Genomic DNA, 20,020 nt, shown 5'->3' on the forward strand with positions numbered 1-20,020 from the left:
TCCGATCGCCCGGGCTCGCTCGGCTCGCACCTTCGCCTCGTCATCGCCGACCGCCACCGCCTGCCTCCTTGCTGTCTTCAAAACACACGACAGCGCACAGGATTACGGCCCACTCGACGGCTACGGCAGGGTCGACTCGTGTTGCACCGCGCTACCCGGCCAGCCCGGCGCCAACAACCGGCCACCCGACACGGCCACCGCGGTCTCGGCCAGCGACGCCGTGGGTAGCGCGAACCGGCCCCCGACTGCTGCCGCGACCGCCGCGATCACCGTCACCGCATCGGCGAACACCCCGCCGGCCGCCTCCGGCATCACCGGATCCGGGTCCACCGCGGCCAACCAGACGGTGAACGTCGACCGCACCGCCTCGGCCCGCTCGGCGAAGCGTCGCAGCCAGCCACGCACCGTCTCGCCCGGGCGACCCAGCTCGGCGGCGATCCGCCGAAACCCGAAGCCACACCGCGCTTTCGCCGCCAACGCCGACACGATCACCGCCGCCGTATCGGCCCGGCGCAGTAGCGCGGTCACCGGCACCAACACATGCGTCATCCCGCAACCGGTGCACCGCGACCGGCGCGGACATAACCCCACCGGCCCGTCCGCGCCGCGCACCTGCCGCGACCTGGCCCGCCCCCAGCCCCTTAGCGCCGCGCCACACGACGGGCACCACAACTCGCCCGCCGCCAGCCTGCGCTCGACTCCATCACGATCGGCCTCTACGGTGACCACTGCGCCTCCAAGCGCACATAGGCGGCTCTCCCGTAGCACTCCGCCAAGAGACGACGGGAGGGCCGGCGCCTACCAATGACCTGATCACCGTGCCGCCCCGACACCACAAACAGCAACCGGCACCGACAGACCAAGACCAGCTGCTCAGCCTCAGCGCCGGACCGCTACCCCCACGTGGTCACCCTGAATGCCTCCGAACACGGGTGGCGCGTGCCGTGGACGCTGGGTGTTGACCCGTCGTATCGCAATCGGTATGACGGTCAGTTTCGGTAGCGAGGCGAGTCTGTCCAATTGAGCACCGCGGCGGATACCGCCGCAGCGCCGGACTGAGGAATGATGTTCGGGAAGGGCACTCGCCGGGCGGGATCGACGGTGTAGTCGAATTTGTTGGTGGTGACGAAGATTCGGCTGAAATTGTAGGACTCGCCGGTGATGGCGGCGATGAGCCGGGCTTCGATTGTCGCGTTTGACACCGGGAGCGGCAGGGTGGTTCGACGCAGCCCTAAGGCGTCGGCGATCTGCTCGACGAGTTGCTGGTGGGTAGGCTGTGCGGAGGCGGGCACGTCCCATGAACCGGTCGCGTCCGCAGTTGCCGCGGCCAGGAGGCATTCGGCGACGGTGTGTGCGTCGACGACGGCGATGCGGTTGTGCCGCCACGGTCCAAGGGGGATCACTGGAAGACGGTGAACCAGACGCACATAGGGGCGCAACGCCCGCGATCCCGAGCCGAGCACCATCGGGCAACGCAGAACGACAGCACCCTCGATGCGCTCCCGAAAGATGTGTTCGACGCTGAGGCGGTTGTGTTGATACGCCGGAGCGGCCTGGCCGGCCGGTGGAGCCAGCGTCGTGAGGTAGACGACTCGCGGGACACCTTCGGCAGCTGCCGTGGCGGCGAACGTGTGAGCGGCGCGCACGTCGCGTTCGTCGGTGCTGCCCGGCCCCGGGTCCAGCGAGTGTACGAAGTAGTAGGCGACGTCCACACCGGTGAGGGCCCGCTGCAGGCCCTCACCGGTGACCGCGTCGCCTCGAACGACTTCGTCCAGACCGATCGGTGCGGTAGCCGTGTTGCGAACAAGGCCCCGCACCCGATGACCGCCGGCTGTGAGTCGTCGGGCGAGGGCACGCCCGTTGAAACCGCTTGCCCCGACGATGAGTGCGGTCAGCGGAGCTGTGTTCGCGGTTGGTGCCGAGTCTGTTCCGGCATCGGGGGTGCGGTTCATCGGGTGTTGCTGGGTCATTTGCTGCGGCTGACCGGTTCGGCGGTTTTCGTCCCGTGTTGCTGAAGAAACTCGACAACCATCTCCGAGAAGACGTCGGGTTGGTCCTCCTGGACCAGCATGTGGGAGTCCTCGATGAACTTCAGGGTGGCGTTCGGCAGATCATTGGCCAGCCGCTGGCCGTATTCGGCTGGGACGAGGCGATCTTCGCGGGGCCACGCGACCAAAACGGGTTGGGTGATGGACGCGAACTTGGGCACGACCTCGAGCGTGAACTTGTTGCTCACGCCTTGTGCGACGAAGCGGCTCAGGTCGGCGCGAACGTCGGCGCTATTGCGGCTGGGCAACAGGAAGCTGTCCATCACATCATCAGGTATGGGTCGCTTGGTCGCGGGCCCGAACGTGAACGGCAGGCGCTGTAGGGCGCGGATCCGGATGATTTCGGTCACCGCACGGGTCGCGCCAGGAATTTTGATGGCTTTGGTCAGCCAGTTGTAGCGGGCCGGGGGAAACACCTCGTAGCAGTCCACCCCGGCGAGCACCACTCGCCCGACGCGTGCGGAGTTGCGCACGAGCAGGCTTTGAGTGACGACGCCGCCGGAGTCGTTGGCCACCAGAGTGACGTCGGTGAGGTTTAGTTGATCGAGAAATTCCGCGAGCATGTCAGCGACTCCGGGTGGGGTGAGATCAGCGTAGGGCACCGGGATACTGTGAGCACCGAGCGGAAGATCAGGGGCGATGCAGCGATAGCCGGCCGCCGCGATATTGGGAATCACTTTGCGCCACGTGTTGGCGTTCATCATGAAGCCGTGAACGAACACCACCGGCGACCCAGTGCCGGTGTCGTAGTAGCGGATTGCTCCGCGGTCCAGATTGGCCACATGAACGGTGCCCAGAACTGTGCTGTGTCGCGAGTTGTTTGGTGTCATGGTGCGGGTTACTCCTCTTCGTTATTGAATTGCAGGACCGAGTTACGGATTTCGATGGCTGTGGTTCACGGCTTCACCGGGTGGCATGGCGGTCTCGGCGGCGAGATGTTCGACCAGACCAGTCACCGTCAGCGCCATCACATGTGGGTGCGACATTGGTGACCAGTGGCCGGCTTTGATGTCACGCGGCCACAGACGCGGCGCCCACCGCGCCAATTCGTCGTAGATGTAGGGCCGTACAAATGGATCTGTGGTGTTGACGATCAGTTGCACCGGCACGTCGACGCAATGGTCCCTGCGCGCGCTCCACAGTGTGTTGAAGACGTTGGCCCCGTACACCTTCACGCTGTTGGCCGCGTCGGTGGCCATGGCCTCGGAATGGTGGATCATCTCGGTCGGTATTCCGTCGCGCACCCGCAGCATGCGGTTCAACAGCCCGGCCCGCACCGCAGCGCGGACCAGCATCGGTGATAGCACAGGTATGCAGAACAGGCCCATGTAGGTCAGCCGCAGCAGCTGGGCCAGGCCGCGCAGGAACAGCCGCGGCGTGTACGGGCGCTTGAGATTGTCAACGATGAACCGGTTGAGGTGATGGAGGCTCGGCCCGGACACTGACGTGAATGACGCGACCCGCTCACTGGCGCCAGGGCGGCCCAGGTACTCCCAAATTCCCGCTGAACCCCAGTCGTGGCCGAGTACATGCACCCGCTGACCTGGTGCGACCGCATCTACGACGGCGGCGAAATCATCTGCGAAGCATGCCATCGTGTACGCCGAAACCGGTTTGGGCACATCGGTATTGCCGACGCCACGGTTGTCGTAACGCACGACACGGAACCGGTCGGCCAGCAGCGACACGACGCCGTCCCACAGCGCGTGTGAGTCGGGCCAGCCGTGCACCAGCACGACGACTGAGCCATCGAGATTGCCCTCCTCGTACACCGCGATACGCACGCCGTCTGCGCTGTCAACAAATCGCTGCACAGTGCCAGCTCCGCCGATGACCGTCGAGCTGCTCACGGGCGGCCGTTCGGTGGTGACGGGCGAAGCTGGTCGCGATACGGGGAGCGACCGCCAGGAGCCGCGCCGCGCCAACGACCGAGGTGTGGGGCCGCACATCGAGATAGCCATACATCTGGTGACGCGAGACCAAACTGTCGCGGAAAGTCCATATCTCAGTGCCGAACTGGTTGTGAGCGCCCCGGAATCCGCCGCGCCAACTCAGCACAATGGTGTCGGCCGTCGCGCATTCCACGTGTTTCCGGACCCGCAGACGGTGCTGGTCCCACACCGCCGTCATCACGGTCAGGCCGTGGCGGATCTCATCGATTCCGACCAGATGCTGGCGGACCCCATCGATGATCCAATCCGCAACTGCGTCGTCGTGAAACAAGGCGACCGCCGCATCAAGGCGCGCTTCATTGGTGATCCGTTCCACGTCGCTGGCGAAGCGCGTTGCGTCTATCGACGCAGCTGATGCTGCCTGTGCTGCGGTCATCAAATGCTCTCCTGCCGTCGGGCCGCCGTGTTCCCGGCCCATCGTTTGACTAATCCGAACGTAACACTACATGATTCCGAAGTGCAAGCTTCGAGTTGTGCGCCAGCGTTGAAGCGCTCGGCGGACGAGGGAGGCCTTGGGGCGATATGACTATCCAGAAGATCGGCCGTGGCCGCGCGCGCCAGAGCGTTGTGTACCGTGACGGCGCGCTGGGTCGCCGACCCGTTGTCCCAACGGATTTCGCCACTCTGGAGGCGTCAGCCCGCCGAGCGAGCAGCGCAAAGGCGTGGGCTTATGTGGCCGGCGGCGCCGGCGAGGGTCGCACGATGAACAACAACCGGGCGGCGTTCGACCGGTGGGCGATCGTGCCACGGATGACGCACGGAATCCGCGGCCGCGACCTGACGACCGACCTGTTAGGCACCGCGATGCCCGCGCCGATGCTGCTGGCGCCGATCGGCGCCGGCCTGCTGATGGACAAGGACTGCGACCTCAAAACCGCTCGGGCCGCCGCGGCGACCGGCGTTCCATACGTAATCAGCAACCAGGGCTGCGATCCCATGGAGCAATGCGCGGCCGCCATGGGTTATGCGCCTCGGTGGTTCCAGCTGTACTGGAGCACCGATGACAGCGTGGTCGACAGCCTGATCACGCGCGCCGAGAACATCGGTGCGTTCGCCCTGATCGTCACTTTGGACACCACCTGCTTGGGCTGGCGTCCCCAGGACCTGAACCTGGGATCGCTGCCGTTCACCCAGGGCGTCGGGATCGCCCAATACACATCCGACGCGGCGTTTGCCCGGCTGACCTCACAGCACCGAGATCAGGTGTCCGACGGCAAAACCGCAGCTAGCCTCGGAGCGCTGCGCACCCTGCTGTCCATCACCCGCAACCACCCCGGCCGATTTCTGGCCTATTCCAACCCCGGCCTCAGCTGGGACCATCTGGCCACCCTTCGCGACCGCACCCGGCTCCCCATCGTGCTCAAGGGCATCCTGCACCCCGACGACGCGCACCGCGCGTTCGAAATGGGCGTCGAGGGCATCGTCGTGTCCAACCACGGCGGCCGCCAGATCGACAACGCCGTGGCCTCACTCGACGCGCTCATACGGATCCGAGACGAGGTCGGCCGCGAACCCACCGTGCTGCTCGACAGCGGCATCCGCACCGGCGCCGACGTGTTCACCGCGCTGGCCCTCGGCGCGGACGCCGTGTTGCTCGGCCGCCCCTACATGTACGGGCTGGCCATCGCCGGCCAACGCGGCGTCGAAGACGTCATCGCCAACATCATCGCCGAACTCGATCTCACCATGGCCCTCACCGGCGCGGCCTCAATAGGCGACATCACACGCGACTTCCTCGACGGAGGTGACTGGTGAGTAGCCGGACCTACAAGCAGCGATGCCCTGTGGCCACCGCGCTCGACCTGCTCGGTGAGCGTTGGACGCTGCTGATCGTCCGCAACCTGGTGCACGGCCCGAAACGGTTCACCGACATCGCCGACGACCTAGCAGGCATTGGGACCGGCCTGTTGTCGACCCGGCTGCGACACCTGCAAGACATCGGTGTCATCGAACGCGCAACGCTGCCGCCACCAGTCGAATTGGCGGTCTACCAACTCACCACCGACGGCCAACAACTGCGGCCACTCATCCTGGACCTTGCGCGTTGGGGACTGACCCGGCTCAAGTCATCAGCTCCACGTTGCGGCGCCGTGAGCCCGGCAATGGTCATGATCGCGCTGGAATCACGGTTCGAACCCGCGAAGGCCACAGGAGTCTTGCGGCCGGCTCGGGTCGGTTCGAACGGATACCGCTACTACGAACGGGAGCAGCTACTGCGACTGCAACAGATCCTGTTGCTTCGCGACCTTGGGTTGGATCTGACCACGATCGGAAAAGTGGTCGATGCGCAGCACGATCCGATCGAGGCGCTCCGCCAGCATCATCGCCGACTGCTCGACGAGAGGGGCCGGTTGGACCGTCTCGCTGCCACGGTGGCCGCCACCATCAAGCACCTAGAGGAGGGAACGGAAATGCCTGCAGAGCACATGTTCGAGGGATTCGAAATGAGCCCCGAGTACCTCGACAATCTGGAAGCACGCCGCGTCGAAAGCACCGGCAGCACAGAACAACCCGAGATCGCCGAGATCAAACGCCACACCGCCGAATGGTCCAGCCAGCACTGGAGCGAATTCAACGCTGAAGGCCACGATCTGACGCGAGAGGAATTGTCAAGACCTGTGGATCGGGGTGTTTCAGGCGACCTCCGTTCCGGCTTGCTGATCGCCGTCTGAGGGCGGGGTTGGTGGGGTGATCTCGGTGGGGCGTTCAAGCAGTTTGCCCTTGTGGAAGACCGCGCCGGCGCGCACCAGGGCGACCAGGTGTGGTGCGTTGACGGCGCGCCAGCGGGCCGCGGCGGCGTCGATGAGCTTGTAGGCCATGGCCAGACCAGCCGCCCGTGACCCCGGCCCCTTGGTGACTTTGGTGCGCAAACGCACTGTGGCGAAGGTGCTTTCGATCGGATTCGTGGTGCGTAGGTGGATCCAGTGCTCGGCGGGATAGCGGTAGAATTCCAGCAGGGTGTCCAGATCGTCGGTGATCTTGGCGACCGCCTTGGGATATTTGGCGCCGAAGTCGACCTCGAAGGCTTTGACCGCGACCTGGGCTTTGTCGATATCCTCGGCGTTGTAAATCTCTTTGAGCGCTGCCAACGCCGACGGGTGTGCTGATTTCGGCAGCGCGGCAAGGACATTGGCTTGCTTGTGAAACCAGCACCGCTGCTCACGAGTGGCCGGGAACACCTCGCGCACCGCGTTCCAAAACCCCAAGGCGCCATCGCCGACCGCGAGCACTGGGGCGGTCATGCCGCGTCGCTTGCAGTCGCGCAGCAGATCAGCCCACGACTCGGTCGATTCCCGGTAGCCGTCGGTGATCGCCACCAGCTCTTTGCGGCCGTCAGCGCGCACGCCCAGCATCACCAGCAAACAGAGTTTTTCCTGGTCCAGGCGGACCTTGAGGTGGATACCGTCGACCCACAGGTAGACGTAGTCGGTGCCCGACAGATCCCGGGCCCCAAACGCGCGGGCCTCGTCCTGCCACTGCGCCGTGAGCCGGGTGATCGTGGTGGCCGACAACCCCGCACCCGAACCCAGGAACTGCTCCAATGCCGGGGTGAAGTCGCTGGTGGACAGCCCGTGCAGGTACAGCAGCGGCAGCACCTCGCTCATCTGCGGAGACTTGCGCGCCCAGGCCGGCAGGATCGCCGAGGAGAACCGTTTGCGTTCGCCGGTGTCGGGGTCGACACGTTTGTCGTTGACCCGCGGCGCTTTCACCTGCACCGCACCGGCCGCGGTCAGCACCTCGCGGGGCTGGTGGTAGCCGTTGCGCACCACCAGCCGGTGACCGTTCTCATCGAGCTGGTCGGCGTACTGGGCCACGTAGGCGGCGACCTCGGCCTGCAACGCGGCGGCCAGCATCTGTCGCGCCCCGTCGCGGACGATCTCATCCAACAACGAGCGACCGGGAGTGTCGCTGCCGTTGGCGTCCTCGGCGTCGTGAACTACGGTGAGCATGGGCGTACCTTCCCGAACCAGCGCGCCAACGCCGGCTCATGATCGGACCTACTGACATTCAGATCATCCTCGGGAAGGTGCGCCCACTTTCACGCCCCCACCCCGAGGCTCATCCACAGGTTCTGATCATTGCTCCTGAACGCGACGCATGCTGAGGTTATTGCGCGACGGTGTAGCCGCCGATGACCCGGAAACCTTCGCCGTCCTCGACGACGATCTGGCCTTGCAACGCAAGTTGTGGAGTCCAGACAAGGCCAGCTACATCGCCCTGGCCGAGGCACTGCAGGAGCCCTCAGATCTGCGCTCGCACTACGACGCTCAGGACCCCCGACTGGCCGGCTACCTGCGTGAAGCCATGCTGGCCTACGCCAACACTCGGATGCAGTGATGAATGGCAACCCGATCCACGGCATCGTTGGCCGAAGGGGCAACAGTGGCTGCCGACCCTGAACTGGTCAACGGCATCATCACGGCAGGAGCTCTGGCCGGCGGCGGGTTGATGATGGCCGGCGGCGCGGTGGGCGCCGGGATCGGAGACGGGCTGGCTGGCGCTCAACTGGTCGCGGGCGTGGCACGCCAACCCGAAGCCCAGGCCAGAATGTTCGCCCCATTCCTGATCACCGTCGGCCTCGTCGAAGCCGCGTTCTTCATCAATGTCGCCTTCATGGCACTGTTCGTATTCGCCACACCCGGCAAGTAATTCCCTGTCCTCCTTGCGGATTCGATAGGTGCCGGTGAACGCTGGCGCAGATGATCAGGTGATCTGCTCGTGCAGCGTGTCGAGTTGGCCGTAGAGCAGTTCGATGGTTGATTGTTGTTCTGCCACGGTGGCTTTGAGTGCGGCGATCTCTTTGTCTTTGGCGGCGAGCTTGTGGCGCAGCGCAGCGTCGATGCTGGTTTCGCGGCCGGCCGGTGCTGGCTGGCGGGCGGCGGGGCGGTCGCGGTACTGCTTGATGAGGGCCACCAGGTCGTCGTGTTTGTAGATGGTCTTTCGGGACACCTTGGCGCGGCGGGACACGGTGGAGAAGTTGATGTCGGCGTTGGTTTTGCGCAGGTAGGCGATCGCCTTTTCGATGTCGCGGCGCTTCTCATCGCTGCGGTCCTGGCGGTATTTGTCCAGCGCATTCAGTGCTTTCTGGGTGGGTGGCGGCGGCTTGGGTCGGCTCATCGCGGCGTGTCCGGGTCGGCCTTGCGCAACACTGATTCGTGGCTTCCGCGTGCAGCAGTCTGCATCGTGGGTGCCCGGTTGGCGGTACCCGCACCGGCGACGCTGTTCGCGCCGTCATCGGTCACGTCGTCGCGGTGGAGCCGGTCGAGGATGGCGTCCAGTGAGGCGATTTCGCGGCGACGCTCATGGATCCACACGTTGTCGTCGGTGAGCTCGCGCCCGGTGCGGGCACGGTACTGTTCGCGGCGGACGTCGATCAGTTTCAGGGTCTTGGCGCGTTGGTCGACCAGTTCGTCGAGGTGGGTGGCGTCGGTGGCGAAATGCCCGCATGACAAGCAGGCGTTGCCCTTGTCGCAGGTGGCCACCGGCGGCAGCAGGCACACCCCGTTGGGCAGCACCCGGTCGGTGCGCGCCGAGAGCTGGGTCATGTCGTAGATGTCAGACGGGCTGATGGTGATGTCGGTGCCATGGGCGCCGATCTTTTTGTGCCGCAGAAACTCCGCTTCGGCCGTCGCTTGCAAGGTGGCGGCATAGCGCAGGGTCATTGCCGGTGAGGCGTGTCCGAGGTAGCGCTGCACCACATGGATCGGCACGCCGTCGTTGAGCAGCTCGGTGGCCCGGGTGTGGCGCAGCCGGTGGGTCTGTGAGAACCGCAGCGGGTGGCCGGCGGTGTCGGTGAGGCCGTGGATGGTGTCGAGCCGATTGAGGATACGGCTGTAGGAGTCATAGCTGCGTGGTCGTTGGCCCTGGTGCTGGTAGCGCACCCCGAGGAACAGGTACTTCGGGTCCAGCTGTGGGTAGCGCCGCCGGATCCAGTCTTGCTGTTCGCTGATCACGTTGACCACGGCCTGCTCGACCAGGATGGTGGGCACCACCCCGTCGACTTTGGTCTGCTGGTAGCGAAGTTTGGCCACGAATCCGTCGGGATCGTCTTTGGCTCCGGTGGGGCGGTCGTGGCCCGGGATCGGCTGCAGCGGCTCGAAATCGAGCATCAGAATCTCCGAGGCCCGGCGCCCGGTCAACGCTTGCAGCAGCCAGATCCTCGCGGCTTGCGGATCGCCGAGACCAGCCACGACCGAGATGGTGGAATCGGGGTGGGTGATGACCACCGGTTTGCCCGCATCGGCGGCCAGCACATCGAGATAGCACAGCATCCGCTGCAGCTCGGCGGTCGAAAACCAGGTCAGCTCCCGGCCGCCGGTAGGGCGTCGGCTGCGAAACGCCGCACCCCACAACCGGGTATGGGTGTCGGTCAACCGGCTCCAGCGAGGATCTCCGGTCGCTGCCGCGGCTTCCTCGGCATGGTCCACCATGAACGTGTAGAACATCTGAATCTTGGACTGGACGACCGCGATCGTCGCCGCCGACAGCGGACGCTCCGGTTTGGCCCGCGCGGCAGGTGATTTGAGGTATTCGGTGAACTCGGTGAACACCAGCCGCAGCGCCGCCCGGTCGGTGCTGATCACCGGATCATCGATCCCGCGTTCGACCAAGAATGGGCCCAGATGGCGAGTGATGCCGCGGGTGCGGCCGATCACCGACGACCAGCGCAGCAGTTCAGCCGTCAAACAGGTGCGCAGCCAGAACCGCACCCCTTCACGCAGCCAGACCGGTTCGATCCCTCCGAGGCGGGCAACCTGGTCATGGCAGGGTTCGTGCTCACGCTGCGGGATGCGGGGATCAGCGTCCAGATCCCAGATGTCATGAGCCCACCATGACCGGTCGGTGCAGCGGACCGACACATACAGGTGCAGGTGCTCGATGAAACTGGCCACGTTGCGCCGAAACCCGGCCGAGGGCAGCCGACCGGTGCGGCGCTCGAACTCGCGTACCCCGTGACGCACGATGGCCTCGGCGCTCAGATCAGCGACACTGACCGGGTAACGCCGGTGCCGTTGGTGGTAGTCGGCGGCGGCGATGCTCAGTGCACCGCTGGTCCATTTCAGCAGCGACGGTTCGATCTTGCGACGTTCTTCGTGTCCACACAGCCACACCCACCACGCGAGCTCCTCGCACAACCGTTGCGGCACACCCTGCGGGGTGAAGTCGTGGCCGTCCGGGGTGGGCCGGTAGCGCGGGTTGCGCTGAAAGACCGTGTTGGCCGGGCCGGTATCCAGGTGATAGACCAGCCTGCGCCACTGCGGCGGCACTTGTTGCCACTGCTGTGTCCACCGATCCCCGGCGGCACCGCGCGTCGGTGGGGTATGCGCTGGTGCAGGACTGTCATTGCCCGTCACGGTTCACCTTCCACCCAGCGACATAGTTCTTCCATTCGGCCAGCGTGCGCATCTCGGCGTCGGCGGTCACCCACCCGTAGGTCGACAACGTGGTCTGCACGTCGGCGTGACCGAGACGACGCATCACCACATGCACATCCACCCCAGCCAGCAACAACGCGGTGGCGTGGGTGTGGCGCAGCCAGTGCGGCGTCCACTGCTCAGGCAGCACGCCGGTTCGGCGCGCGGTGATCAGATCCACCTTGTCGTAGATGGTTTCCGGTCGCAGCGGGGCATAGCGCACGCCTCGCACCAGGTTGACAAACACGAAACACGACGCCAGATCGCCGACCGTGACATCCGCGCCGGCGGCCACCAACTGCCACACGTACTCGGTGTAGAGGGCGACCAGATCGTCGCCGATGTAAATCCGGCGCGGGCCCGATTTCGCGCGCACCCCGTGCGGATGATCATCACGGCCCGCCACCATCACCGATGGGGTACCGCCACCGGCAATATCAAAATCACTGTGGCGCAACGACAACGCCTCACCGAGCCGCATCCCGGTTTCGGCCAACACCGCGAAGAACAACCGGTCACGCAGCCCCGCCCCGCCGCCCGACCACTCACCCGAGACCGTCTGGACACTACACGCATCCAAGATGGCGTTGACCTGCACCGGCAGCAGCACCGGTGTTTCGGCGCGCTGCAGACCGCGGAGCCGGTGAATCGGCCCGTCCTGCTCGCGTTTCGGGCCGACCCCTGCCAGAAACGGTGCATAGCGGCCCCGCCGGGACGTACGAGCATGACTGGCGTACAACCGCCGGTAGGGGCGCACCAGGTCATGGGCATTGGCGAAATACCGGTACATCGACAACACCGCCGCACTGCGCGGCAGCAGCGAGGACTCGGCCAATCTCTGCTCTGGTTCACCGATACGGGCCACCCCAGGCATATCCCCGGTGCGCAGATAAGCCAGGAACTGGCCAAACAGACTGGTGGGGAAATCATCCCACGCTGTGTTACTGCTCTCCAGCGCCGTCCACCACGCCGCCAGCCCATAGGCATAGGCGCGCAGCGTGTTCGGTGAGCCCCCTTGGTTGCGCAGAAACGTCAGGTACTCACGCGCCGGGGCCACGGGCAACTTGTCGACGCCGACCACCGTGTAGGTGGGTGGCCGGTCCTCAAAGCGCACCCGCTGCACCTGTGCCACCGTCAGCCGCACCCCACCACATTCACGATGGCCTGCCCTTGCGGAAATCGTCCAACCGGATCACCTGGGAGCCGCCGTCGGCCGGTGGGGCCGCGGTGCGGCCATGGCCGACACTGGCCGCGACCGGCTTATGCTCGGCCGCCGGCGCCGGCCGCTGTGTGGCCAAAAACCAATCCAGCACATCAGCGGGATAAATCATCGATTCCCGGGCGCTCAGCATCCGCACCGACGCGCCGCCGTAACAGCGCTCCACCCACTTGCGCAGCAGCCGGGGCCGCTCCGGGACGCGGTCAGCCCACCCCGGTTCCGTCATACCCCACGTGTGCCCGGTATCCGGGTTGATCCGTGAATGCAGCTGGGTGGTCAACATTTTCGCCCGATCGGCTGCGATCAGCCCCGAATCCCGCAGATGCATGATCAACGACCCCAACGACAGACCCCACTTGTCTTTGAGCGGACGCAGATTCAACAGCGACATCACCCGCGGCAACTCACCGGCGATGACCCCTGCCGGGGCCAACAACTCGGTCGCGAACCGGTTCGCCTCCAACTCGTCGGCGGCACTGACCGAGCAGTAGGCGTGACTGTGCAACACCAAATGACCGAGCTCATGGGCGACCGTGAACCGGGTCCGCTCCCACGAGTCGCTATCCCTCAACACCAGCAGCGGCCGGTCCCGTAACCGGCCCACCCAACTCGAATACCCCAAATGCCGCTCATCACGAGAACGCCCACCGGTAGCGGCGAACTCGCTTTCCCAGTCACCGGCGACCCGGCGCCGGACAATCACCGGAGCACCCAGCCGCTCGGCCTCATACATCAAATCGTCAAGCGGCTCATCGGGTTCCAGTCCCATCGCCTCACGCAGACGTGCCGCGGCCACCGTGATCGAACTGTGTGCCAGCTCATCGGGGCTGACCGTCGGAACCTTCACCGGAGGCAGCTTCGACCGGCCATCGAGCTCACCGAGAAAATCGCCAGCCAACGACGCGAACGTCGCCAGAAACTCCTGCTCACCCACCGTCATTGACTTCGGCGCCCGAAACAACAGCTCGTTCGCGGTGATCCGTGTCCGCGGCTCCGAGCTGAAAAACGCTGCAGGAAACCGGAACAACCCCGCCAGCAACGCAACGTCACCGTCGTCGAGCCGCACCGTCAGCGACTTCTCAATCTGGGACTGTCGTGACGTACTCCAGCCTGTGGCTTCCACCACCGACCGCGCCGTCATCCGCCTCAACAACCGGGCCTGCCGGACCCGTGCACCAAAAACCTCAATCATCGTGCGCTCAATTCAACGTCACCGGGTTGGGAAACCCACATGCACCCAACACTGTGCACGATGGCTACGACGATTTCGGCGGACCGTCCTCCTCGTCCTGCTCGCTCGCAGCGTCCTCGTCGACCTCGGCGAAGTCGTCGTCGCGGCGCCGTGTCCCGAAGGCCCCCGGTCCCGCGCCCTCCCGACGGCTCCCGCCGAGACCAACATTGAATGAGCGGTCCTCCATGATCGGCGGCGGCAACGGTGTCCGACCGTAAAGAACCTCCACATTGTCGAGGAGAAGCCCCGCCGCGAGGACCGCGCCGCCGAAAAACCCGCGACCGTCCGGCCACCACAACAGGTATTCCCGATACTTCTGCGGCTCGGGAATACCCTCTTCGCCACCGATCGGGTGACCCAGCACCTCCTCGATGCTGTACTGCTCCCCACCCGGCACAAACGGCACAGTCTCGATCAGCTGACCAGTCCGCCGATTGCGCGGATGCTTGCGCACATAAATCCGCGAGCCCTTCCCGTCGAGCAGAAGAACTCCCATCCCGTTGCCCGCCTTGACTTTTAGAGTCGAATCGGGAGTCTCCCGCCGTAACCTCGATAGCAGAAACGTTTCCAACACCGAGCACGACACCGTGATCGGTCGCACATTGCCGCCCTGATCGACAAAACGATCCGGGACTTCCGGATGCCGCGCAGCCAGATCCCCATGCGCCTCGCCCAAAACCTGAGCATGCTGCCGGACGAGTTCCTCCACCAACTGCTGAGGATCGTCGTGTAGTTCCATGGGGTAAACATTTACCCCGGTATCCCACACTCAACGTCGCGCCACGCCGCTGCCGGTCGGCAAAATTTTGGCTGCTCATACCTAATAGGTTACATGTATGCGTGGATAAAACTGCACTTCAACACACCTTTAAGGCGTGTTTTGAGAATTTAACGCCTGATAACTGACGGGTTCGGTGTTCCACCTTCAGGGCGATCTGGTCGACCAGGACCGGCTCTCGGCGTGTGCGGACCTGATGATGACCACCAGTCCGAGCGTGCTGGTGTACGCCGCGCTCGACGGCTGGCGTCGGCAAATGGTTCAGCACGGCCGTGAATTGCTCGGTGCCGCACTGGAATTGGCGCGTGGGCTGCGCGACGACATCGAACTCCTGCCCGATGTCGAGGTGCTCGACGATGAGCTGCTCGGCGTGGAGGCCTCCCACGACCTGGACCGGCTGCAAGTGCTGATGGACATCTCCGCCACCGGAACGTCGGGCTATCAGGCCGCCGACTGGCTGCGCGAACACCGCTGCATCGACATGGGAATGAGCGACCATCGGCGAATCCTGGCCACCCTGTCGTTCGCCGACGACAAGTCCACCACCGACCGCCTGCTGGATGGACTGTGGGCCTGGCGCAAGGCCGCCAACGAGTTCGACGCACCGCCGCCGATGCGGCTGCCGTCGCCGTCGGAAATCGAGCTGGAGACCGTGCAGCTGCCGCGCGACGCCTTCATCGGACCGGTGAAAACCGTGCCCGCCGAGCAGGCCAGCGGCTGCATCGCGGCCGAGCAGATCACTCCCTACCCGCCTGGCATCCCGGCCGTCGTGCCCGGCGAACGCCTCAACGACGCCGTCATCGACTACCTGCGGACCGGCCTGGAAGCCGGCATGAACGTGCCGGACGCCGCGGATACGTCACTGAAGACGTTCCGCGTGGTGGCCTAGTCTGGCAACATTACTGCCCAGTAGGTTCGGGCCGGCGATCACTCAACGGGTGGAGATGACTATGGGGTCTTCCGTGCTTGCGCAGGGCAACGAGGGTGGCGGCGCCGCACTCGACCAGGTGATCGGCATGTCGGTAGCCGCGCTGATCGTCACCGTCGCACTGCTGTGGATCGGCTACCTGCACCGGATGCGGCGCATCACCTGGCTGCACAACCTGGCGGAGCGCACCGGCCGCCGCTTCAACCGACCGCCTTGGGTGGCGCTGCAGGTATTCCTCTTCACCGCGACGATCATCAGCGCGCTGTTCGGGTTCATCTGGGACGTCAGCCTGCACATCGGCAAGGGTCGCGATGCCGGCCCGCTGGCCAACCCCGCGCACTACTTCATCCTGATCGGACTGTTCCTGCTGTTCATCGCGGGATCGATGGCGATCGTGCTGCCCTACGACAAACCCGGCCCGGCCGCGGTGCGCATCACCAACAGCTGGTGGGCGCCGGTCGGAGGCCTGCTGATGGCCACCTGCGGGCTGTACGCGCTGATCGGGTTCCCGCTCGACGACATCTGGCACCGCATCTTCGGCCAGGACGTCACCCTTTGGGGCCCAACACATCTGATGCTGATCGGCGGAGCCGGACTGTCACTGATCGGGGTGCTGCTGCTCGAACACGAGGGCCGACTGGCCCTGGGGCCCGACGCCCGGCAAGACGGCTGGGCGCTGAAAGGCCTGCGGTATCTGTCATTCGGCGGTCTGGTCATCGGACTGTCGGTGTTCCAGATCGAGTACGACTTCGGCGTCGAGCAGTTCCGGCTGGTGTTGCAGCCCATGATGATTGCCGGGGCGGCGGCGCTGGCGTTGGTGGCGGCGCGACTCACGCTGGGCCCGGGCGCGGCGATCGTGGCAGTCCTGCTGGCCACCGTGCTGCGCGGCGGGATCGCGTGGTTCGTCGGGTCGGCGCTCGACGCACCGATCAGCCGGTGGGCGCTGTACCTCGGTCCCGCGATCGTCATCGAACTGATCGCGCTGACTCCACTTATCAAGCGCCCCATCCTGTTCGGCGCCATCGGCGGGCTGGGCATCGCCACTGTGGGCCTGTGGCTGGAGTCGTTGTGGATCGGCGCGATGTATCACTATCCGTGGCCGACGAGCATGTGGCCCGAAGCGCTGGCGATGGCCATACCCGTCGCCGTCGCCACCGGCGTCTGCGGCGGGCTGTTCGGCATGGTGCTGACGGGTCAGCGGCTGCCGCGACGGGCCGTGGGTATCACCGCGGTGGTCGTGACGGTGTTGGTCATCGCCGGCGCCGTCGGCAACGGCTTGCGCGTCGAGGTGCCCGAAAACGCCAACGCCAGTGTGACTTTGACCGATCTGCCCAGCAACGACGGTCAGCGGATGGTGTCGGCCGACGTGCAGATCACACCCGCCAACCTGATCAGCGACGACCCCGAGTGGGTGTCGATCCTGGCGTGGCAGGGCGGCCTTGCCAACGATCGCGGTTTGGTGGTGGATCCGCTCGAGCGCGTCGGACCCGGCCGCTACCGGTCCACCCAGCCGATCCCGGTCTGGGGCTCGTGGAAGACGGTGCTGCGGGTGCAGGACGGGCGGACGATGGCCGCGGTGCCGATCTTCTTGCCCGAGGATCCCGGCATCGGCGCCGAGGGGCTGCCGGCCCTGGCGTCGAGCACACGTGCGTTCGTCCCGGAAATCACTGTGCTGCAGCGTGAACGCAACTTCGATCACCCGTCGTGGCTGTTCAACGTGGCATCGCTGGTGGTCCTCGTGTGCACGCTGATCTTGATTGCGTTGCTGACGTGGGGTGCTGGCCGGGTCAACGCCAAGGAATTGGAGGCCCGCAGCGGCGCCGCGCCGCCTCAAGCCGTGCAACCGCAGACCTGATGAGCCACGTCACCTACCTCGCCGACCACACGCTGCTGCTCGCGTTGCCGGCGTTCGCGCCGGCCGTCGTGGTGGCGGGCGTCGTGGCGTACATCGCGATCCGCAACCGCCGCAACCCCGACGACTCTCGACATGACGACACCGACAACACCGACCAAGATGGATCACCGTGACTAAGCGAATCGGACTGACTGTTTTGGCCACAACGGGATTGATCCTCACCGCATGCGGGTCGGAGAACTCCGACACCGGCGCCAACACTGCGAGCCCATCACCGTCGACCATCAGCCCCGCCGACATGACCGATCAGCAGGCGCCGCCCAACCGACTGGTGATCGATGTGACCATCAAGGGCGGCGAGGTGACCCCGACCAACGCCGAGCTGGAGGGGAAAGTCAAGGAGCCCATCGTGATTCGGGTCAACAGCGATGCCGCCGATGAGCTGCATGTGCACTCCAACCCCGAGCACACCTTCAAGGTCGAACCGAAGCCCGCGCAGTCGTTCCAGTTCACCGTCGACGTGCCCGGCCGGGTTGCGGTCGAATTGCATGAGCTGAAGCGCACGATCGCCACCATCGAAGTCAGGTGAGGGTCGGCCTGCTGGCCCACGGTTTGGGCGGCTCAACCGATCTGCCCATCCCCTACACCTATGCGCTGATCGGCGCGGCCTGGGCGCTGACGTTCACCTTCGCGGTGGTGGCGTTCGCGTGGCGGCGGCCGCGGTTCGACCCGGGCAAGCCGGGACGCGACCTGCCCCGCTGGCTCACATCCGTGGTCGACGCGCCCGTGACGCGCTGGGCGGTGGCATCCGCGGCGCTGCTGTTCACCGGGTGGGTGGCGATGGCCGCCTTCTTCGGCCCGCAGAACGCCGACAACCCGCTGCCAGGCGTCTTCTATGTGCTGCTGTGGGTGGGCCTGGTCGCGGTGTCGCTGCTCATCGGCCCTGTGTGGCGGGCGATTTCGCCGGTGCGCACGGTGTATCGGCTGACGGGCCTGCGGCCGCGCGCCGGCTATCCCGAACGCTGGGGCTACTGGCCCGCCGCACTCGGGCTGTTCGCGTTCGTGTGGCTGGAGTTGGCCAGCCCGAACCCCGGATCCATTGGCGCCATCCGCCTTTGGCTGCTGGTGTACCTGGCCGTCACATTCGCCGGCGCGCTGTGGGTCGGTGAACGCTGGTGTGCCCGTGCCGACCCGTTCGAGGTGTACAGCGTGGTGGCGTCCCGGTTGTCGCCGCTGCGCCGCAACGCCGAAACCCGTCGCATTGTGATCGGCAACCCGTTCGACCACCTGCCGTCACTGCCGGTGCGGTCCGGCACCCTCGCGGTGCTGGCGGTTCTGCTCGGCTCCACCGCGTTCGACAGCTTTTCGGCGATGCCGCAGTGGCGCAACTTCGTCGACCGCCATGGCGCGCCGATTCTGTTCAACACCGCGGGGCTCGTGGTCTTCGCCGCGGTGGTGGCCGGTACGTTCTGGCTGGCCGCCCGCGCCACCGGCGGCGTTGACGCGCAGCGTCGCCGCGAGCTGCCCGGGCTGATGGCGCACTCGCTGATCCCGATCGTGATCGGCTACGTGTTCGCCCACTATCTGAGTTATCTCATCGAGCGAGGCCAGCAAACCGTCATCCTGCTGGCCGACCCGTTGGGCCGCGGCTGGAATCTGCTCGGTCTGGGCGAGGCGGAGGTGAATTACGTTCTGTCGCTGCACCCTTCGGTGCTGGCGACGCTCAAGGTCGGCTTCGTGGTGGCCGGCCACGTGGCCGCCGTGGTGGCGGCCCACGACCGGGCGTTGCGGCTGCTGCCGTCCGGACATCAGCTGACCGGTCAGCTCGCGATGATGCTCGTCATGGTGGGCTACACCTTCACGGGGCTGTATCTGCTGTTCGGCGGGTAGCAGCGGAACCGAACCGGGTAATGTGACGCCGTGCCCGGCCACGACTCGCTGGAACAGGCGCTGGCCGGTGGTTCACCGCAACGCGTCGGCTGGTTCCGGTTCTACTTCGACGACGAACGCTGGGAATGGTCGGAGCAGGTGCAGCGCATGCACGGCTATGAGCCGGGCACCGTGACGCCAACGACGGAGCTGGTGCTGTCGCACAAACATCCCGACGATCGCATCCAGATCGCCGCGACGCTCGACGATATCCGTCGCACCCACAAGACCTTCAGCACCCGGCACCGCATCGTCGACACCCACGGGACGACGCACTCCATCGTCGTCATCGGCGATCAGCTCTACGACGAGGCCGGCAACGTCGTCGGCACGCACGGTTTCTACGTCGACGTGACGCCGGCCGACCACGTCACCGCGCAGCTGGTCAGCGAAGCCGTCGCCGAGATCGCGGAGAACCGCGCCACCATCGAACAGGCCAAAGGCATGCTGATGGTGATCTACCGCATCGACGCCGACGCCGCCTTCGAGCTGCTGAAATGGCGCTCGCAGGACTCCAACGTCAAGCTGCGCATGCTGGCCGAACAGCTGCTCGCCGACTTCGCGGAACTGCGCTACGAGGACACCCTGCCGCCGCGGGCCGTTTTCGACCACCTGCTGCTGACCGCGCATGAACGCATCGATGCCGCGAGCGCGTGACGGCGATA

At 65.7% G+C, this 20,020-nt stretch carries 19 protein-coding genes and 2 pseudogenes; 11 read left to right on the forward strand and 10 right to left on the reverse strand.

What is annotated here, in order from left to right; all coding sequences use genetic code 11:
- Positions 1–120: 120 nt before the first annotated feature.
- From CWS39_RS13980 to CWS39_RS13995, 4 genes and pseudogenes are all read right to left on the reverse strand, one after another.
- Complete coding sequence (locus CWS39_RS13980) at positions 121–729, reverse strand: hypothetical protein (RefSeq protein WP_102143534.1); 609 nt, start codon at positions 727–729, stop codon at positions 121–123.
- Between the two features lie 260 nt (positions 730–989).
- The gene (locus tag CWS39_RS13985; RefSeq protein WP_102143535.1) at positions 990–1,970 is read right to left on the reverse strand and encodes an NAD(P)H-binding protein; all 981 of its coding nucleotides are present in this window, start codon (positions 1,968–1,970) and stop codon (positions 990–992) included.
- Positions 1,967–2,878: an alpha/beta fold hydrolase gene (locus tag CWS39_RS13990; protein ID WP_102143536.1), complete on the reverse strand. Its 912-nt coding sequence runs from the start codon at positions 2,876–2,878 to the stop codon at positions 1,967–1,969. Before CWS39_RS13990 ends, CWS39_RS13985 begins: the two co-directional genes overlap by 4 nt.
- A gap of 108 nt (positions 2,879–2,986) precedes the next feature.
- Positions 2,987–3,880, reverse strand: a pseudogene (locus CWS39_RS13995) (alpha/beta fold hydrolase); the annotation flags it as partial.
- On the opposite strand from CWS39_RS13995, the gene CWS39_RS29185 reads away from it, so the two are divergent.
- The 3 genes from CWS39_RS29185 to CWS39_RS14010 all read left to right on the forward strand — a co-directional run bounded on the left by CWS39_RS29185 (position 3,879) and on the right by CWS39_RS14010 (position 6,672).
- Complete coding sequence (locus CWS39_RS29185; RefSeq protein ID WP_199178126.1) at positions 3,879–4,355, forward strand: hypothetical protein; 477 nt, start codon at positions 3,879–3,881, stop codon at positions 4,353–4,355. The pseudogene CWS39_RS13995 and the gene CWS39_RS29185 sit on opposite strands and share 2 nt — an antisense overlap.
- 167 nt (positions 4,356–4,522) lie before the next feature.
- Positions 4,523–5,755, forward strand: a complete 1,233-nt coding sequence (locus tag CWS39_RS14005; RefSeq protein ID WP_102143538.1) for an alpha-hydroxy-acid oxidizing protein — start codon at positions 4,523–4,525, stop codon at positions 5,753–5,755.
- Positions 5,752–6,672 (forward strand): winged helix-turn-helix transcriptional regulator, encoded by a 921-nt coding sequence (locus CWS39_RS14010; RefSeq protein ID WP_102143539.1) that lies wholly within the window; start codon positions 5,752–5,754, stop codon positions 6,670–6,672. Before CWS39_RS14005 ends, CWS39_RS14010 begins: the two co-directional genes overlap by 4 nt.
- On the opposite strand, the gene CWS39_RS14015 is transcribed toward CWS39_RS14010, so the two are convergent.
- Positions 6,634–7,950, reverse strand: coding sequence for an IS256 family transposase (locus CWS39_RS14015; RefSeq protein ID WP_102143540.1), 1,317 nt, complete (start codon positions 7,948–7,950; stop codon positions 6,634–6,636). The two genes, CWS39_RS14010 and CWS39_RS14015, sit on opposite strands and share 39 nt — an antisense overlap.
- Positions 7,951–8,098: 148 nt before the next feature.
- Here CWS39_RS14015 and CWS39_RS14020 point away from each other — a divergent pair, with 148 nt between their 5' ends.
- Entirely contained in the window at positions 8,099–8,338 is a 240-nt protein-coding gene (locus CWS39_RS14020; RefSeq protein WP_102143541.1) for a TipAS antibiotic-recognition domain-containing protein, read from the forward strand.
- Positions 8,339–8,413: 75 nt separating this feature from the next.
- Positions 8,414–8,650: a F0F1 ATP synthase subunit C gene (locus CWS39_RS14025; protein WP_431306130.1), complete on the forward strand. Its 237-nt coding sequence runs from the start codon at positions 8,414–8,416 to the stop codon at positions 8,648–8,650.
- Positions 8,651–8,704: 54 nt separating this feature from the next.
- Here CWS39_RS14025 and CWS39_RS14030 read toward each other — a convergent pair whose 3' ends face one another.
- From CWS39_RS14030 to CWS39_RS14050, 5 genes are all read right to left on the reverse strand, one after another.
- Positions 8,705–9,118 (reverse strand): DUF6262 family protein, encoded by a 414-nt coding sequence (locus tag CWS39_RS14030; protein WP_102143543.1) that lies wholly within the window; start codon positions 9,116–9,118, stop codon positions 8,705–8,707.
- Positions 9,115–11,355, reverse strand: a complete 2,241-nt coding sequence (locus tag CWS39_RS14035) for a tyrosine-type recombinase/integrase (RefSeq protein WP_102143544.1) — start codon at positions 11,353–11,355, stop codon at positions 9,115–9,117. Before CWS39_RS14035 ends, CWS39_RS14030 begins: the two co-directional genes overlap by 4 nt.
- Entirely contained in the window at positions 11,342–12,547 is a 1,206-nt protein-coding gene (locus CWS39_RS14040; RefSeq protein WP_102143630.1) for a tyrosine-type recombinase/integrase, read from the reverse strand. Before CWS39_RS14040 ends, CWS39_RS14035 begins: the two co-directional genes overlap by 14 nt.
- 22 nt (positions 12,548–12,569) lie before the next feature.
- Positions 12,570–13,826 (reverse strand): helix-turn-helix domain-containing protein, encoded by a 1,257-nt coding sequence (locus CWS39_RS14045; protein ID WP_102143545.1) that lies wholly within the window; start codon positions 13,824–13,826, stop codon positions 12,570–12,572.
- 64 nt (positions 13,827–13,890) lie between these two features.
- The gene (locus CWS39_RS14050; protein WP_142386846.1) at positions 13,891–14,604 is read right to left on the reverse strand and encodes a hypothetical protein; all 714 of its coding nucleotides are present in this window, start codon (positions 14,602–14,604) and stop codon (positions 13,891–13,893) included.
- Between the two features lie 169 nt (positions 14,605–14,773).
- Between CWS39_RS14050 and CWS39_RS14055 the strand changes: the two are divergent.
- From CWS39_RS14055 to CWS39_RS14075, 6 genes and pseudogenes are all read left to right on the forward strand, one after another.
- Positions 14,774–15,532 (forward strand): annotated as a pseudogene (locus tag CWS39_RS14055) (Orn/Lys/Arg family decarboxylase); the annotation flags it as partial.
- 61 nt (positions 15,533–15,593) lie between these two features.
- On the forward strand, positions 15,594–17,426 hold the full coding sequence (locus tag CWS39_RS14060) for a hypothetical protein (RefSeq protein WP_102143547.1): 1,833 nt from the start codon (positions 15,594–15,596) through the stop codon (positions 17,424–17,426).
- The gene (locus tag CWS39_RS29190) at positions 17,426–17,599 is read left to right on the forward strand and encodes a hypothetical protein (RefSeq protein WP_199178114.1); all 174 of its coding nucleotides are present in this window, start codon (positions 17,426–17,428) and stop codon (positions 17,597–17,599) included. The genes CWS39_RS14060 and CWS39_RS29190 overlap by 1 nt, the downstream gene beginning before the upstream one ends.
- Positions 17,596–18,015 carry a hypothetical protein gene (locus tag CWS39_RS14065; protein WP_431306128.1) on the forward strand — a complete coding sequence of 140 codons (420 nt, stop codon included), beginning with the start codon at positions 17,596–17,598 and terminating at the stop codon, positions 18,013–18,015. The genes CWS39_RS29190 and CWS39_RS14065 overlap by 4 nt, the downstream gene beginning before the upstream one ends.
- A complete protein-coding gene (locus CWS39_RS14070; RefSeq protein ID WP_102143548.1) occupies positions 18,012–19,316 on the forward strand; it encodes a hypothetical protein in 1,305 nt (434 codons plus the stop codon). The genes CWS39_RS14065 and CWS39_RS14070 overlap by 4 nt, the downstream gene beginning before the upstream one ends.
- Before the next feature lie 30 nt (positions 19,317–19,346).
- Positions 19,347–20,012 (forward strand): PAS and ANTAR domain-containing protein, encoded by a 666-nt coding sequence (locus tag CWS39_RS14075; RefSeq protein WP_102143549.1) that lies wholly within the window; start codon positions 19,347–19,349, stop codon positions 20,010–20,012.
- The last annotated feature ends 8 nt before the right edge of the window (positions 20,013–20,020 follow it).

Source organism: Mycobacterium hubeiense (genome assembly GCF_002838065.1).
GTDB classification, from domain to species: Bacteria; Actinomycetota; Actinomycetes; order Mycobacteriales; family Mycobacteriaceae; genus Mycobacterium; species Mycobacterium hubeiense.